The organism is Acinetobacter halotolerans (assembly GCF_004208515.1).
Classification (GTDB): Bacteria; Pseudomonadota; Gammaproteobacteria; order Pseudomonadales; family Moraxellaceae; genus Acinetobacter; species Acinetobacter halotolerans.
Genome location: NZ_SGIM01000016.1, coordinates 20,356 through 38,498 on the forward strand (window position 1 = coordinate 20,356; position 18,143 = coordinate 38,498).

Annotated in this window: 10 protein-coding genes; 7 read left to right on the forward strand and 3 right to left on the reverse strand. The window is 39.4% G+C overall.

What is annotated here, in order from left to right; genetic code table 11:
• Position 1 precedes the first annotated feature (1 nt).
• Positions 2–1,324 carry an MFS transporter gene (locus tag EXE30_RS14685; protein WP_130163042.1) on the reverse strand — a complete coding sequence of 441 codons (1,323 nt, stop codon included), beginning with the start codon at positions 1,322–1,324 and terminating at the stop codon, positions 2–4.
• Positions 1,325–1,487: 163 nt separating this feature from the next.
• Between EXE30_RS14685 and EXE30_RS14690 the strand changes: the two genes are divergently transcribed.
• The 5 genes from EXE30_RS14690 to EXE30_RS14710 all read left to right on the forward strand — a co-directional run bounded on the left by EXE30_RS14690 (position 1,488) and on the right by EXE30_RS14710 (position 13,095).
• Positions 1,488–4,193 (forward strand): autotransporter assembly complex protein TamA, encoded by a 2,706-nt coding sequence (locus tag EXE30_RS14690; RefSeq protein ID WP_130163043.1) that lies wholly within the window; start codon positions 1,488–1,490, stop codon positions 4,191–4,193.
• A 45-nt stretch (positions 4,194–4,238) separates the two neighbouring features.
• Positions 4,239–8,744: a translocation/assembly module TamB domain-containing protein gene (locus EXE30_RS14695; RefSeq protein ID WP_130163044.1), complete on the forward strand. Its 4,506-nt coding sequence runs from the start codon at positions 4,239–4,241 to the stop codon at positions 8,742–8,744.
• Between the two features lie 247 nt (positions 8,745–8,991).
• Positions 8,992–9,351: a hypothetical protein gene (locus EXE30_RS14700; RefSeq protein ID WP_130163065.1), complete on the forward strand. Its 360-nt coding sequence runs from the start codon at positions 8,992–8,994 to the stop codon at positions 9,349–9,351.
• 253 nt (positions 9,352–9,604) lie between these two features.
• Positions 9,605–12,244: a bifunctional aconitate hydratase 2/2-methylisocitrate dehydratase gene (locus EXE30_RS14705; RefSeq protein ID WP_130163045.1), complete on the forward strand. Its 2,640-nt coding sequence runs from the start codon at positions 9,605–9,607 to the stop codon at positions 12,242–12,244.
• 155 nt (positions 12,245–12,399) lie between these two features.
• Complete coding sequence (locus EXE30_RS14710; protein WP_130163046.1) at positions 12,400–13,095, forward strand: hypothetical protein; 696 nt, start codon at positions 12,400–12,402, stop codon at positions 13,093–13,095.
• A 95-nt stretch (positions 13,096–13,190) separates the two neighbouring features.
• Here the strand turns inward: EXE30_RS14710 and EXE30_RS14715 are convergent, their stop codons facing one another.
• Positions 13,191–14,648, reverse strand: a complete 1,458-nt coding sequence (locus EXE30_RS14715) for a DASS family sodium-coupled anion symporter (RefSeq protein WP_130163047.1) — start codon at positions 14,646–14,648, stop codon at positions 13,191–13,193.
• 267 nt (positions 14,649–14,915) lie between these two features.
• Between EXE30_RS14715 and EXE30_RS14720 the strand changes: the two genes are divergently transcribed.
• Entirely contained in the window at positions 14,916–15,899 is a 984-nt protein-coding gene (locus tag EXE30_RS14720; protein WP_130163048.1) for an ion transporter, read from the forward strand.
• Between the two features lie 90 nt (positions 15,900–15,989).
• A complete protein-coding gene (locus EXE30_RS14725; RefSeq protein ID WP_130163049.1) occupies positions 15,990–16,619 on the forward strand; it encodes a LysE family translocator in 630 nt (209 codons plus the stop codon).
• 107 nt (positions 16,620–16,726) lie between these two features.
• Here the strand turns inward: EXE30_RS14725 and EXE30_RS14730 are convergent, their stop codons facing one another.
• Entirely contained in the window at positions 16,727–17,947 is a 1,221-nt protein-coding gene (locus EXE30_RS14730; RefSeq protein ID WP_130163050.1) for an MFS transporter, read from the reverse strand.
• Positions 17,948–18,143: the final 196 nt, after the last annotated feature.

The window sequence follows — 18,143 nt, forward strand, 5'->3', positions numbered from 1 at the left end:
ATTAATCCTCTAAAGTATTGGGAGCGTTTTCCAATAAAGGTTTTAGGCGTTTTAATAACCAAAAAGTATAAATTGCGCTTAAAACGGCAGTAATCGTAAATAGGATTTTAATATCAATTTTCAAAATGCTTAAGATTAAAATTGAGAAAATTGCTGAAGAGACCATAAATATAGCATTTAGAATGTTATTTGCGGCAACAACTCGGGCGCGGTGAGAACGTGGTGAATAGGCTTGCATCATTGCATATAAGGGTACGATGTAAAATCCACCACTGATGCCCAACAGAGTGACTGCGACCATAACATGATAGTAAACAACACCTTCTGTGAAGAAATCTTTTAAGTTAAGCAATTCACCTGTACGCTCTGGTACGAACGCCAAGCTTGCGGCCAAATAAAGTGCGAAAACGGTTAAACCAATCGCGCCGTAAGGTACCATTTTGATATTGATTTCAGTCCCACCAATCCTTCTACAGAGTAAAGAACCAACACCAATACCGACTGAGAAAAAGGTCAGCAGTAAACTGACGACATTCTCAGAGGCATGAAGATTTTGTTGGGTGAGTTGTGGAATCTGGGTTAAATAGGTCGCCCCATAAAACCAATACCAAGAGTTGCCAAGCAATATCATAAAAATAACAGGAATACTTTTTGCGTATTTTACTGTTTGAAAGCTTGTGCGGAGAAAGTTCCAGTCAATTTTTAAATCTGGTGCTGCAACTTTCTGAGGGAGAATAAAACGACTACTGAAATAGCCTAAGCATGCAATTGTGACAACCGTAATACTAATCCACAATAAATTGCCTGCCGAGAATGCGATTACAGCGCCACCCAAGATCATCCCTAACAAAATTGCAATAGATGTACCGGATTGGAACAGGGCATTTCCAGACATTAGCTCATTGGGTTTTAATATTTCAGGCAGGATGGCGTATTTGATTGGACCAAAACACGTTGAATGTGTGCCCATTAAAAACAATGCCAATAAAAGTAACCACAAATTGCCGAGTAGGAAACCTGCGGTACCGATCAGCATAATGACGATTTCAAGAAGTTTAAGTAAGCGGACCAGCTGTGATCTTTCATATTTATCAGCAACTTGACCAGCTGTTGCGGAAAAGAAAAAGTAAGGCAAAATAAACAGTAAGGCAGCTAAATTATTGAGTGTACTTACGGCTGCAGTTTGTTGTTGAATCCAACCATAAGTAATGACTAATAGAAGGGCTTGCTTATAGACATTATCATTCAGCGCGCCGAAAAATTGAGTGAAAAACATCGGGACAAACCGACGTGATGTCATTAAGCGCTCATCTTGTTTCATCATGTGTTCACTTCATTGTGATTTATAAAAAAATGTGACGTACTGTAAATATACTCGAAAATACATGTATGATACTTTCATGTTTGATTGGATGAAAAATCAAAGATTTGAACCAGTTTTCAGCCATCAAAAACGATAAATTAAAAAAGTAAGTTTAGAGTACTACATGCTATCTAAATCTAAGTTTAAACAGTCAACATTAGTTCATTCTATGCATTTAATTTTTAAAATGCAGAGCTTTCCTAAACTTATTTGTAGTGGTTTTTTGATTAGTTGTTTTATATCAAATACTTATGCTGATGATCAAATTGCTGAGGCGATTGAAAATCAAACAATTGAGCGGATGAAAGATCAGGTAAAGACCATTCCTGCTCCAGAAATCCCAATTCAAGCATTTCAAATAGATCAACAAAATTACGATCCTGCACAAGATAGTATGGCTGCACTAAAACACCAGGAACAGTCAGCAAATCAAATTGATGTATTGAAACCGATTGAGTTTGATGAAACTTTAGAAAGTTTGCCCGTGATCACTGTTGATCAAAATATGGCAAACGAAATTTTTCAGGTCGCAGAAGATGCAAAAAACCAAGCACAGACTTATCGGGAAGATACTGCTAAAAACGCAGACATTTTAGTCAATGACGCAACACAAACTGAACTTACAGAAATCAGTCAAGCACCTATTAACATTGATCAGCTGATGCAAAATATCCAAACCGATAGTCAGATCATTGTGGAAGCAAATGAATCAGGCAAGACATTGTCTGAGTTTCAAGTTCGATCAGATCAAGAGCAAGAAAAAGTTGGGTTCTTTAAAAGGATTTTGAATAGATTACGTCCTGAAAATTTGCTTGGTGCAGATAAAATTCCTCGTATTAGTGCCGATGTAACAGGTGCGCCACCAGTGCTTGCGGCAAATATTAAAGCGAAGCTTTCCAGTTTCACACAGGAAGCTTTCGAAGAATTTAATGTGGCTTTGCCTCAATTACGTGTGTTGACCAATCAAGCAGCACAAGCAGTCGGCTATTATGATTCGACTTATACCTTTGAAAAACTGAGTGACAGCAAAGTCAAAGTAAATGTGGTCCCAAATGAACCTGTTCTGATAAAAGAACAAAATATTGAATTTACTGGCGCCGGTGAAAATGTCCCTCAATTCCAAGTGATTGGTTTGATTCCTGAACAGGATGAAGGAGATATTTTCAATCACGGCAAATATGAGGCAACAAAAAATAAAATTGCAACAACGGCTTCAGACAATGGTTTCTTTGACGCATTTTGGCGACTGCACGATGTTAAAATTAGTCAGCCTGAGAAAACAGCTGAAATTAATTTAAAATATGAAACTGGCGAGCGATACGAACTCAAAGAAGTTCAATATAAGATGAGTGATCCGAGCAAGCCTTTACCACTAACACAGAAAGTATTGGATAGCTTAGTTCCTTGGAAAGAGGGTGATGATTATGCTTTTTGGCGTGTCAATTTATTGGCGAATAATTTAACCAATACTCGTTATTTTAATTACACATTGGTTGATACCATCAAGCCGGATCAAATCCAACCGCCTTTAGACTTGCCGCCTGACTTGCAAGCTTTGGTTGATCAACAACGTGTTGAGCAATCTCAGCTCTTAAATACTCAGCAAAAAGCGGACTTAGCAAGACAGAAAATTACCTCTGCCGAAGAAGTTACGCAAGATGTGGTTGATGAATCCCAATTTACAGGCAGCGAACCTGCGCCTGCTTATTCTTTAGCGCGATCGATGCCCGATACTCAAGATGAGGATTCAGATCGAAAAGCACTTGAAGAACAAGCTCGTATAGAAAGAAAAATTCCTGTTGTGGTCACTTTAAATGCGGATCGGTTAAATACGATTGAGACTGGTGTTGGTTATGGTACAGATACGGGGGCGCGTATTCGTACTCAGTATCGTCGTGCAATCGTCAATAAATATGGTCATGCTTTTGATGCCAACGTTGAAGTTTCTGAAATTCGCCAATCTATTGATGGGCGCTATAGTATTCCTTATAAGCACCCATTAAATGATTACTTTAACCTTGTGGGTGGTTATGAGCGCGAAGATCGAGATGATATTGGTCCGAATATCGGTTTGTTAGTTGAATCCGCTGTTCTTGGTGGTGAGCGTGTTATTAAAAATCCACTTGGTAATTGGCAACATACTTTTGGTTTACGCTATCGTTTAGACCGCTTAACAGAAAGAGGGAATGTTGATATTTCTGAATTGCCTGATGCTTTTAAAGCTGCGGGTACAAACTCTGAGCAGCAATCATTACTCTTAGGTTATGAGATATCTAAAACCAATTCCAACACGCGTTTAAACCCAACCAAAGGTTTTAAACAGATTTATAAGCTTGAATTAGGAAGCGAGTCATTACTTTCAGATGCCAATATGGCGATTTTAGGGGCAGGTTGGAGATTTATTTACTCACTCGGAGAAAATGACAATCATCAATTTGTCGGACGTGGCGATGCAAGTTATATTTTTACCGATGATTTTAATAAAGTCCCTTATAATTTGCGATTCTTTACGGGCGGTGATCAATCCTTACGTGGGTTTGATTATAAAAGTCTATCCCCAGAAATAGATGGATATAAAATTGGTGGGCAGGCTTTAGGGGTCGGATCTTTGGAATATAACTATCAATTTAAAGATGGTTGGCGAGCTGCGGTTTTTTCTGACTTTGGAAATGCTTTTGACAAAGAGTTTAGCAATCCAACTGAATATAGTGTAGGTGTTGGTATTCGCTGGAGATCTCCGATTGGTCCGATTCGCTTGGATGTTGCATCAGGTATTTCTAATGAGAACAGGCCGATTCGACTGCATTTCTTTATTGGGCCACAACTTTAACGACTTTTTATAGCCCTTTAAAAGGGAAACAATTTTAGGTTAACTATGACGGACGCAGAACAGCAAATCACACCTCCAACTGTACCAAGACCGGAACGGCGTATTCTTCGGAGTATTGTGCTGGTGGTGCTGTTCATTCTTTTATTCTTGGTTAGTTCGTTATTTGTAATGATGTCAACAGATAAGGGCAGCCGTTTTTTATTAGATCGTGTACTCCAGAGCCAAAAAATAATTCAGTATGAATATGGAAGTGGTAATTTATTAAGAGGCATTATTTTAAAAAACGTCTTGGTAAAATTAGAGGCAGTTGATGTTTCTTTGAATCGTGCAGATGTCTCTTTGGGATGGAGAGCTTTATTAAATAAAGAATTGCATTTGAGCCATGCAGATATTTCTAATTTGGTGATTACCAATAAAAAGCCGCCATCAGGAAAACCATTCGATTTCGCGCCAATCAAGCTGCCATTTGTACTTCGTGTTGATGATGCGACTGTAGATCATTTAGAAATAAAAACCACAACTGCGAAAGTTGATTTTAATGATATTTATTTAAAAGATGCACTATGGTCTGATACGAAATTAGAGTTTGAAGATTCTCGTATGGACATGGGATATTTGGCAGTCAAAAATGCGACAGGTCAAATGGATTTTAATGGTAAATATCCTTTAGATCTAAAAGCAGATCTGATTATTCCATCGCTAAAAAGTATAGACATTGAGACCATCAAGGTCGTGGCGACTGGTACTTTGGATACTTTGAGAGCTGGTGTGGCGACCCAGACCCCAGACCTCCTAACAGGTTGGGTGGTGGTTCATCCTGTGCGTGATCAAGTACCTATGAAAGGTGCGTTGTTATTCAAAAACTACCATCTTCCTATCCTGAAAGAACAAAAACTTTTCGCGAAAGATGGTATTGCAAGATTTAGTGGTGATATTGAAAAGTTGAACTTAAGTCTGGATACAGACCTGAAAGGCGAGCAACTCCCTGAAGGTAAGTATAATGCACTTATGGAAACTGATCTTAAAAATCAACTGAATATCAAGGACTTTAATGGCCAGTTGATGGGGGGTTCGGTTGGCTTAACAGGCTTTGTAAATTGGAATGAACAAGTGTCATGGGATATCAAAGGGCGTTTAGATGGCTTAAACCCAAAAGATAAAACGCTACCCCAAGTTGTTCAGGATTTTTTACCTCCGAGCTTGGATGCAAACATAAGTGCTTCGGGTTCATTGGAAAAAGGATTAGCACTCAATGCACAGCTAGCCTTTGATAAATATGAATCTTGGCAGGTTAAATTAAAGCAGCCAGAAGCACAGAATAATAAGCCTCAACCCATGGTGTTAGATATTGCTTGGCAAGGTATTGATCGAGCGATGCCATATATTGGTTGGTTAAGCAGTGCAGATGGTCAAACCAATGTGACTTTGACGGAAAATCAGCAAGATATTCACCTTACAACGACTGTACGCCCCAATGAGCAAGGTTTATTGCCAGCAGGGAAATATGATGCTCGCGTTGATTTGAAATCGAATATTTTAAATGTTGAAAACTTTCTCTATCAAGCGGATAAAGGCAGCCTAACTGGCCAAGCCAAGGTGAAATTGCCGCATGAAAAACAGCAATTATCATGGCAAGCCCAACTGAAAGCACAAGATTTCAACCCCCAAACAGTGGTTGCTGAAGCGCCTGTAAATTTACTCAATGGCGAAATCAAAGCCTATGGATTTGCAAAACCAAATCAACAGATTATTCAATTTGAACATATCGACTTAAAAGGAAAGCTTGCTCAAGCGAATCAAAATGAAACGATTGTACTTCAAGGCAAGAGTACAACCACATTGATGTTTGACGATGTTCAAGCAGGTGGTGGATTTAAGCGTTTTTCTGTGGATTATGATGGTTCATTAAATGCTTTAAACCAAGGAAAGGGACTTTTAAAGATTAATATTGCGGGAACACCTACCGAGATTCAAATCAATGAATTAAAGCATGATGGTGTTGCTGGAAAAATGTTTGCAACCGGTAAAGTTGATCTTAAAGATAAGCTAGGCTGGAACATGGAAATGTCTTTAGTCCGCTTTAAACCTCAGTATTTTGTTTCTAGTCTGAAAGGTGAAGTTTCAGGTCATGTAAAAACTCAAGGGGTTTGGTCAGAACGGGTCAAGCGTATAGATGTCCGTCAGCTCAATGTAGCGGGTTTCCTCAATAATAAACCTATACGTGGGCGTGGAAATCTCTCTCTATTGTTGGATGCAAATCAGACGGGTTTCTTACCGCAGCAGTTTGAAGCAAATAATTTATTTTTTGCTTATGGGCAAAACCAGCTTCAAGCAACGGGGAATGCGCAAAGTCTAAACTTTAAAGTAAATGCCCCTGCATTATATGAGCTATATCCTGGCTTACGTGGACGTGCTTATGGTGGTTTCAATGTACAATCTCAACCGCGTTTACGAGCTACTGCAAATATAGCAGTTGATAGTTTTGCTTTTAAGGATTTAGTAAGCGTTAAATCTTTACGTATTCAAGGCGAGTTACCAACTTCAGAAACCACGCCTACGCAATTGACCGCGACATTGGATCATTTACGAAGTGGCAAACGTGAAATCGAAAAAGCGACAGTCAATTTATCGGGAACGCGTAAGGCACATCTGTTAAAACTCGAAAGTAAAAATGCGTACACCAACTTTTATGTACAACTTGCTGGTGGCTTTAACCAAAACAACGATTGGTTAGGACAAATTCAAAAGGGTAATCTTAACTCTCGTCGCATCAATTTAGTACAAAACCAAAATACGCCAATCATCTATACCTCTGCACGATCTGAGTTATATGTGGGACAACATTGCTGGCAAAGTGCAGAAAGCCAATTGTGTTTAGATCAACCGGCTCGTATCAGTAAGGAAAAAGGAAGTTTTTCATTTATCACGAAAGACTTAGACTTGAAAGACTTTGCTGCATTTATGCCTGATGGTTTGGCAGTTACGGGTCAGCTCAATGGTTATGCAAAAGCATCTTGGGTAAAAGGTGCTCGACCTAAGTTAGATTCACGTTTAGTGACACGAAAAGGCGAGATTGGTTTAGCCGCCGAAGATCCACAAGATATCGCAACCACAGTGACTTATGACGAGTTAAGTTTAATCGCAAAAAGTGTCAGTGATGGACTATTGTTCCGTGTTGATATGAAAACTCCCGATATTGGAACAGGTTATGCCAACGTTGTGGTGAATCCATTTCAAACGGGTATGCCTATGCGTGGTGAGGTTGCATTTAATGATGTTCAATTGAAAATCTTTAAACCGTTTATTAAAGATGTCCGTTCTATGGCGGGTACACTTGCGCTTGCAGGTAAAATTAACGGAACACTTACGCAGCCGCAATTTACGGGTGAAATGCGTTTGAAAAATGGTGCAATCAGTATGATTTCACTCCCCGTAAATTTAACCAATATGCAACTGTATTCATCTATTCGCCAAGACTCTGCAAGTATTGATGGTGCATTTAATAGCGGTCAAGGTGTTGGGCGTATTAAAGGTAGTTTTGATTGGAAAGATAAGCCACATTTGGCGCTGACTTTAAAAGGTGACAACTTATTGGTTCGCCAAGCGCCAATGATTACAGCAGTTGTTAAACCTGATTTAAGTTTAGATGTTTATCCACTCGATCAACGCTTAAGTTTGAAAGGTACAATTGATGTGCCGCGTGCTCGAATTTCTATGCCTGAAACAACAGCAAGCGTTGTAACACTTTCACCAGATGTTCGTGTGGTTCATCAAGGCCAAGATTTGCTTGCGACATTAAAGGCATCGAAACCTTGGGATATTCGTGCAGATATGACGGTTACTTTGGGGAATCAAGTTATTTTCCAAGGTTTTGAAAGTAATATTCCTTTGGTTGGTCGATTACATTTATCACAACGCGGTTTGGAAACTGCTATGCGTGCCAATGGTGCGATTGGTGTCAGCCAAAAAGTTAAAATTGAAGCATACGGCCAAAGCTTAGACTTGAATCGTGCTATTGCACGTTTTAATGGCCCGCTAGCCAATCCAACACTTGATATTGATACCAATAAGCCAGTTCAAGGCAGCATGGTCGGGATCCGTGTAACAGGAACAGCAACCGTTCCGAACATTCAAATTTATAACGATGCAGGTCTCTCTGAACAAGAAGCATTGAATGCATTATTGACAGGGCGCATCAATGAAGGCAGCAGTGGTCTAAGTAATACCGAAGGGTTTAAGTCTGATGTAAATAATACGATCGCTGCTGCGGGGATTAGTATGGGCTTGGGTGGCACACGAGCACTCACCAACCAAATTGGACGAACTTTTGGTTTAAGTGGCTTAGCGCTTGATGCACAAGGTACTGGCGATGATACCCAAGTGAGTCTGACTGGATATATCACGCCAGATCTATTCATCCGCTATGGTATTGGTGTATTTACCCCCGTTAATAAATTGACCTTACGTTATCAAATGAATCGACGTCTATATCTCGAAGCAAGTCAGTCTTTAGAGCGAGCTATCGATGTCTTCTATAACTGGAGATTCTAGAGTTTAAATCAGACCTGTTTTATGCAAATAAAGCAGGTTTTTTTATTTAAGAGTGTCTCTATGTTCTGAGCCATGGATACGATTTATCTCGGTAAATGGCGTTAAATGCCAAAAGATCAGTAATACCATGTATAGTGATACATGATTTGTATGTTTTTATTGCTAAAAGGTCGGTTTCAAATGCGTCCTTTTGCAAAATAAGTAAGTTTTAGTATGATGTGCGCATCAAATTAGCCGTAGTATGATGATGAAAAAAGTTTTGTTGATTGCAATAGGTTTAGTTTTGGTTGGTTGTGCTGAAAAAAAGCCATTAACTCCTGAAGAACAATGGCATGGCTATTGTGTAAGTGTGGGAAATGCAGCACGTTCTATTACGTTGGATCGTCAAAATGGAATTGAGCAAAAACAAGCCTTAGAACATGCTGATAAAGTTGATGATGAAACAACACGTAAATTTATTTTTGAAATTATTGAAAATGTATATGCAATGCCAGTAGAGCAAATAAAAGCGGACCCAGAGCTTATACGCGACAAACTGAAGCAGCAATATACTGATCAATGCTTAGCCACTCCACACGATAAGCTACCGAGTTATAAATCATTTTAATGTGTTAATCGAAAAGACAACGCTGTTGTCTTTTTTTATGTTTGTAATGTTTTATTAGACTTTCGAGTAAGACCAAAGCGGTATTTAAAAGGTATGAACATTTCGCTATAAAATAATGGTCATCACGTAGATATACGGCAGTTGCATTAACTTTTAACGCGAAGTCTAGTAAAATTTTGCTGTCCATATTGCTTGTAAAGCTTGTACAAAGCTGGAACTTACAAGTAATTTTTTAAAGAAGAGGAATAACACTGTGCTAGAAGCTTACCGCCAACACGTTGCAGAACGTGCCGCACTCGGAGTCCCACCGAAGCCACTTGATGATGCTCAAACTGCTGAACTCGTAGCATTATTAAAAAATCCACCTGCAGGTGAAGAGGCATATTTAGTAGATTTGCTTGAAAATCGTGTTCCAGCAGGTGTTGACCAAGCTGCTTATGTAAAAGCTGCTTTCTTAGCGGCGGTTGCAAAAGGCGAAGCGACTTCTCCACTTATTACTAAAGAACGTGCTGTTTACTTACTTGGTACGATGCTTGGTGGTTATAACGTAGCACCACTTGTTGAACTTCTTGACAATGCTGAACTTGCAGGCTTAGCTGCTGAAGCATTGAAAAAGACGCTTCTAGTATTTGATGCATTCCATGATGTTGCTGAAAAAGCGAAAGCTGGCAACGTAAATGCAAAAGCTGTTTTACAGTCTTGGGCTGATGCGGAATGGTTCACAAGCCGTCCTGACGTTCCAGAAGAAATTAAAATCACTGTGTTCAAAGTAACTGGTGAAACCAATACCGATGACTTGTCTCCTGCACAAGATGCTTGGAGTCGTCCAGACATTCCATTGCATGCGAATGCAATGTTGAAAAATGAACGTGATGGTATCAACCCTGAAAAACCAGGTGAAGTTGGTCCATTAAACCAAATCAAAGAATTGATCGCGAAAGGCAACCAAGTTGCTTACGTCGGTGACGTTGTTGGTACGGGTTCATCTCGTAAATCTGCAACTAACTCTGTTCTTTGGTTCTTTGGTGATGAACTTCCACACATTCCAAACAAAAAAGATGGTGGTGTGTGCTTAGGTTCTAAAATTGCACCAATTTTCTTCAATACAATGGAAGATGCAGGTGCGTTGCCTGTAGAAATCGACGTTGCTAACATGAACATGGGCGACGAAGTTGTATTGAAAATTGACCATGCTGCTGCAAAAGTAACTGCATTCAAAGATGGTGCACAAATTTCAGAAGCAGAACTTAAAACGCCTGTACTTTTAGACGAAGTACGTGCTGGTGGTCGTATTAACTTGATCATCGGTCGTGGTTTGACTGCAAAAGCACGTGAAGAATTAGGTTTAGAGCCTTCTACATTGTTCCGTACGCCAGTACAACCTGCTGACACAGGTAAAGGCTTTACTCAAGCGCAGAAGATGGTTGGTCGCGCTTGTGGCTTAGCTGAAGGTCAAGGTATCCGTCCAGGTACATACTGTGAACCTAAGATGACCACTGTTGGTTCGCAAGATACAACTGGTCCTATGACACGTGACGAATTAAAAGACTTAGCTTGCTTGGGCTTCTCAGCGGATCTAGTGATGCAGTCTTTCTGTCACACTGCTGCTTATCCAAAGCCAGTTGACGTAACTACTCACCATACATTACCTGACTTCATTATGAACCGTGGTGGTGTATCTTTACGTCCAGGTGACGGTATTATCCATTCTTGGTTAAACCGTATGTTACTTCCAGATACTGTTGGTACAGGTGGTGACTCACATACGCGTTTCCCAATCGGTATTTCATTCCCAGCGGGTTCTGGTCTAGTTGCTTTCGCAGCTGCGACTGGTGTTATGCCACTGGATATGCCTGAATCTGTTCTTGTTAAGTTCAAAGGTAAAATGCAGCCTGGTATCACTTTACGTGACCTTGTACATGCGATTCCTTACTATGCGATTCAAGCAGGTGACTTAACTGTAGAGAAGAAAGGTAAGAAAAACATCTTCTCTGGTCGTATCCTTGAGATTGACTTAACAGAAATGGAAAATGACTTGACGGTTGAACAAGCATTCGAACTTTCTGATGCGTCTGCTGAACGTTCTGCTGCTGGCTGTTCGATCACACTTTCTGAAGAGAAAGTTGCTGAATACTTACGTTCAAACATGACTATGTTGAAGTGGATGATCGCTGAAGGTTATGGCGATGCGCGTACTATGGCACGTCGTGTAGAAAACATGCAGAAGTGGTTGGATAACCCGAGCTTGTTAAAAGCGGATGCTGATGCTGAATACACTAAAGTGTATGAAATCGATCTTGCTGACATCAAAGAACCAATCCTTTGCTGCCCGAATGACCCAGATGATGCGAAGCTTCTTTCTGACGTTCAAGGCGACAAAATTGATGAAGTATTCATCGGTTCTTGTATGACTAACATCGGTCACTTCCGTGCGGCTGGTCAGTTACTTGATAAAGTACCAAGTGGTTCATTAACGACTCGTTTATGGTTGGCTCCACCAACACGTATGGACGAACATCAGTTGATGGAAGAAGGCATGTACAACATCTATGGTCGTGCTGGTGCGCGTACTGAGATGCCGGGCTGTTCATTGTGTATGGGTAACCAAGCACGTGTAGCACCGAACACGACATGTGTATCGACTTCTACTCGTAACTTCCCGAACCGTTTAGGTCAAGGTGCGAACGTTTACTTAGCTTCTGCTGAGCTTGCATCTGTAGCTGCTGTTCTTGGCAAATTACCAAGCCCAGAAGAATATCAACAGTACGCGTCGCAAATCGACAGCGCTTCTGCTGACATCTACAAATACTTAAACTTTGACAAGATGAGCGAATATACAAACGAAGCTGATCAAGTTGATACTAAGAAAATCCAAGCTGCACAATTGACTTAATGAGCTAGGATCAAGAAAAGCCGATAGGCTTTTCACTAGCGCAAGAACAAAGCTATGCTTTGTTTGAGCAAAAAGCTAAAATAAGGGCTGATGATTCAGCCCTTATTTTGTTAAAATACTTTCTAATTAATCTAAATTTTAATATCAAGGTATAAATGGAAAAATACATAGACCCTGTTTATCTAAATGCAAATCAAGGTGTATTGGCTTTATTTATATTTTTATTTGGGCTTGTAATTGCAAGTTTTAGTTGGATTGTAAAATATTTAAATAATAAACCAAAATTTAAAATTAACACGATTGACGGACCTACATTTGCTTGTACATTTAAGACTGGGCGAATCTACAATGGATATGAAGCCCATATTACAGCTGTAGTGCTTTATTTGAATCTTAAAAATATTGGTAACTTGCCATCGAGTATTGAAAAAATACATATTGCATATAAATGGAATATAATTCCATTTAGCTTGAACTGGGTTAAGTATCGTTTGGGATGGTTTTGGATAAAGAATCAAACAGTCGCTTTAGATGATTTTCAAATTAAAATCGGTGATAGAGTAAAAGTTTATCCATTTTTAACTCAATTAAATAAGCATTCTCCTAATAGGATTGAAAAATTTATTCAAATAGGTAAGGGTATTAATGGAATTGTATATTTTGAGCAGGCTGAGAGTTGGGGTGCTATGTCACCTGTTATAAAGAATAAAAAAACTAAAATAAAGATTTGCATTGTAGATTCTTTTGGAAAAAGGCATAAGAAAGTTGTGGTGATTCCTACGCTAGAATTGGAGGAGGCACTTAAATATAACCCCTCATTTGGAATGACATATCAGACTTTAAGCAATTAAAAAAAGAGTGGTTTTATTCCTGTGCTATGCATAATTCTTTCAAATATATATGAAAAAGCCCCATCATAAGGGGCTTTTTTAAAACTAAAACAATCCTACCAATAACCCAATACTTTCCACCAAAGTCCGCCAATCACCACAAAGATAATGATATTGACGACACTCATGACAAAACCAGCTTTCCACCATTCACCCAGTGTGGTGTAACCCGAACCAAATACAACAGGCGATGTACCCGTTGCATAATGGGTTAAAGTCATCATGATACTAGAAGCGGCTGCCATCATTAAGGCAAACAACATCGGTGGGGCACCAAGCGCAATCCCTGCGGTATAGAAGGCTGCAAACATTGCGGTAATATGTGCTGTGGTACTGGCAAACATATAATGTGCATATAAGTAGGCAAGCATCAATAATAAACAAGCAGGCATCCAGCTTAAACCAAGTGAACCAATACCACTTTCTAATACACCTGAGAACCATGCAATTAAGCCGAGCTTATTTAAATAAGTTGCCATCATCACCAAAGCGGCGAACCAAGTAATCGTATCCCATGCGCTTTTTTGCGTCAGAATATCTTCCCAAGTCAGCACACCAGTGAGCAGTAATAATGCTAAACCAATAAATGCGGTTGTGGTTGGATCAACAACCCACGCAGGACCAAAAATCATGGCAGGGATCCCTGCCCACAGTAGTAGTAAAATACCAAATACGCCCAGCATGATGATTTCATTTCGACTCACTGAACCCATTTCTTTTAATTTATCTTTAGCAAATTGAGCAGCATTCGGTGTTTCTTTCACTTCAGGCGGATACATCCAATACAGAATCAATGGCATCACGATCAATGCAATTAAACCAGGCAGTAGCATCGCCAACGCCCAAGTACTCCAACTTAAATAAATTTCGCTGTTTGTTGCTTTTGCGACAAGATCAACAACTAAAGGGTTTGGGGCTGTTGCTGTGATGAACATCGCAGAGGTAATCGGATTGGCCTGATAGCTGACAAGGGCTAAATACTTTCCCATGCGTCCCTCAGTTCCTTTTGCTGGGTCTGAGTCATAACTAGTCGAAATCGCACGAACAATAGGATGAATGATCCCACCGCCACGTGCAGTATTACTCGGGGTAACAGGTGCAAGAATTAACTCAGACAGGACCATGCTGTAGCCGATACCCACTGTTTTCTTACCCCAGACCGCGATAAATAAATAACCTAAACGAGCACCAAGTCCAGTTTTCTGTAAACCTTTGGAGATCATGATTGCGATACCAATCAACCAGATCAAAGGGTTGGAGAAACTGCTCAATGCATCTTGGATAGCGCCGCTTGGACTATCGTTGGTTACACCCGTAATTGCAACGAGCATGATCGCAATAATCGCGATTGCGCCAATGGGCATGGCTTTACCGATGATTGCTGCAATTACACCTACAAACATCGCCAATAAATGCCAAGCATTAGGATCGACACCTATCGGTACGGGAATAATGAACCAAATAATCAGGGTAATAAATAAAGAAATAAGCGTAGGGAGGAGTTTGAATCCCATAGGAATTCCCCTTGTTGTCATGGGTTTAATAAAATTTATAGTTCTTTATGAATGAATCTTTAAAGAAACAACCGTTAAGACCTAATTATCAAAAGTGAGTGACTGAAATTCAAAGGGAGTTTTGTAGATAGAGCGTGATAACACGCGTAAATTAATAATTCTTTTTGCATGATTTAGGAAAGTTAGCGAGTTAGATCGAAATCAGTTATTAAATATTTCCTTGGTGTGTTACATTTTTAGCTTGGTTTACATAATTATAAGTGCGGTATGACTCTATTTTCATGGCAACGATTACGATTCTTTGCCTATAAAACATTACATGAAGATGACTATCAAACGACTTTTAGTCGATGTGTTAACTATTTCTTGATTGTGCTCATTGTGGCGAATACAGCAGCGGTCATACTTGAATCGATAGATTCAATTTTTTATCCATACCAAGCTCATTTTGAAATTTTTGAAAATATATCTATCGCTATTTTTTCGATTGAGTATATGTTGAGAGTATGGAGTATTGCAGAAAAAGATCCCACAACTCCTGCTTGGCAGCAACGCTTTAAATGGATGAAAAGTGGTGGGGCAATTATCGACTTACTTGCGATTTTACCAGCGTATCTAAATTTCTTCGTCAACTTCGATCTACGTGTACTTCGAATTTTACGACTATTACGCTTATTGAAATTAACTCGCTATTTTGTTTCTTTGCAAATTTTGCTGAGAGTCATTCAACGCGAGAAAGGTTCTTTTCAGGCAGTTATTTTCATTTTAGTGATTATGATTATCATGACTGCATCAGCGATGTATGTGGTTGAAAATAAAGTACAACCAGAAGCTTTTAGTTCAATACCTCAATCCATGTGGTGGGCAGTGGTCACATTAACGACGGTGGGTTATGGTGATGTTACGCCTGTGACCAATATGGGGCGATTCTTAGGCGCTTTGATCACGATTTTGGGTGTGGGGATTGCAGCACTGCCTGCGGGTATTTTGGCCTCAGGACTGGCAAACGAACTTAATTTACGAAATCAGAAGCTAGAACAAGAGTTTCGAGAAGCCTTGCAACGTAAAGGACTTGATTTGCTACATGATCAAAATGAAATTGAAAAGATTCGCATTAATGTAGGTTTACCTAAAGAGCTAACCCATGAAATTATTATGCAATTGGTCAAGGAAAAACTGCTAGAGGAACAAGAAAACCAGCAGAAACAAAAAAAGTATTGTCCTCATTGTGGTGAGAAGTTATCCGAGTAAATATCTATTTTATTATAATAATCAATGAAAAATGGGATGAGTTAGATGTTATATTAAATGAAAATTTAAACAAATGAATTATTTTTCTCTATGACTTTACTGACTTTTTTCTCTTTTATTGTGTATTCAACTGTGACCTCAATCACACCTGGTCCAAATAACATTATGTTGGCTGCATCAGGTTTAAATTTTGGCTTAAAACGAAGTGTCCCGCATATTTTAGTGATAGGTTTTGGTTTTGGGGTCATGGTGATTCTTGTTGGTTACGGGATTGGAGCTGTACTTGGTTCTTCACCATTGCTTTATGAAGTCTTAAAAATCGTAGGGATTAGCTATTTATTGTATTTAGCCTATAAAATTTATCGAGCAGGTAGCATTAAAACCGATACCCAAGTTGATAAACCATTAAGTTTCATTGGCGCAGCGTTGTTTCAATGGGTCAACCCCAAAGCATGGATTATGGCAATGGGTGCAATAGCAACGTATAGTTCAGTCGATAGCAATCTTGCTGAATTGATTTTTATTGGTGCTGTATTTGGTTTAGTGAGTATTCCAAGTGTCGGTATTTGGGCATATATGGGGGAACGTTTGAAATCGCTCGTCAACGATCAACAGAAAGTTCAAATATTTAATAGATGTATGGCTTTGCTTTTGGTGATATCTGTCATTAAACCGATTATCGACTCAACTCAATTTTTCTTTTTGTATTCGAATTTTTGACATTTTATAGTGTTTGAATACTTCTGCATTGTTTTGAATATGAGTCTAGCCACTCATTAATTGGTAGCTAGACTAAAGATGAAAATAAAAAAACTTAAAATCGGACATTAAGATAAGACCGATTCTTTATCACGCGAATATTTTGCATAAGCGAGGGCAATTAATAATATCACCAACCCGCCTAAACTAAGTACAAAGCCCACCCAAATCGGTGCCAACCATCCCATATTATGGCTGAGTACCCATCCACCCAGAAAAGCGCCCAATGCATTGGCTAAGTTAAATGCAGAGTGATTTAATGATGCCGCCAAAGTTTGTGCATCTCCTGCGATATCCATTAAATGCGTTTGCAAAGCACTTCCTAAACCAATCACCGTAAAGCCGATTAAAAAGAGGGCAGCAATCGCTGTATAGAGATTTGACATCATAAAACTTGCAAACACAAAGGTAAGGGCAGAACTAATTAAGATTCCAATCATGGTTTTAAATAAATAGCGATCGGCTAGCCAGCCAGCAACCAAACCACCAATCACCATACCAACACCCCAAATAGCCAATGCAACGGGAACGATTTCAATATTGGCATGGGTGTATTCGGTCAGAATAGGCGAAATGTAACTATATACTGAGAACATGCCGCCAAAGCCGATTGCTCCGACTGCAAGTGTGAGCCACATATTGATATTTTTTAAACCAGCTAACTCAGCTCGAATGCTGGCTGCTTTTTGAAGCGGGATATTGGGTACAAAAAAGCTCACCCCAATGAGGGTAATAAAAGCAATCACAGCTGAAAATTCAAAACCAGCTTTCCAACCAAATTGTTGACCGAGCCACGTTGCGATTGGCACGCCAATCACATTTGCAACTGTTAATCCCATCATCACTTGGGCAATGGCAATCGCTCGACGTTGTTTACCTGCCAGTTCTGCTGCAACTAAAGCAGCAACACCAAAGTAAGCACCATGGGGGAACCCAGCGATGAAACGTGAAATGAGCATGGTCTCTGAAGTCGTTGCGAGTGCTGTAGCTGCATTTGCTAGACCGTAGAACAACATCAGCGCCAGTAATAAGGTTTTACGTGGAATTTTCGCGCCTAATATTGCAATAATCGGTGCACCAACCATTACACCAAGCGCATATGCACTAATGAAATAACCTGCATGAGGAACACTTACATTTAAATCTGCGGCTATTTCTTGGATCAGTCCCATTGCAACAAATTCTGTTGTACCAATACAGAAACTCCCAATTGCTAGAGAAAAAATCACAAGGAATAAGGAGTAGTTTTTGGGTGTCTGTAAGGACATGGGAGTGCTTTGCGAAGACATGACATCTCGAAGAGAAATAAAACCTGCGTATTATATCGAGCAGATTGAATAAAGGTGAAACAGAACGTAATTTTTACATTGCTATAAAGATCAAAAGTCGGATTTTAAATATAAAACGCAAATCTTTATGATAATTATTTTCATTTATGTATAATGCAATGCATAAAATTATTGCTAAAACAGTTCAATCCAATCA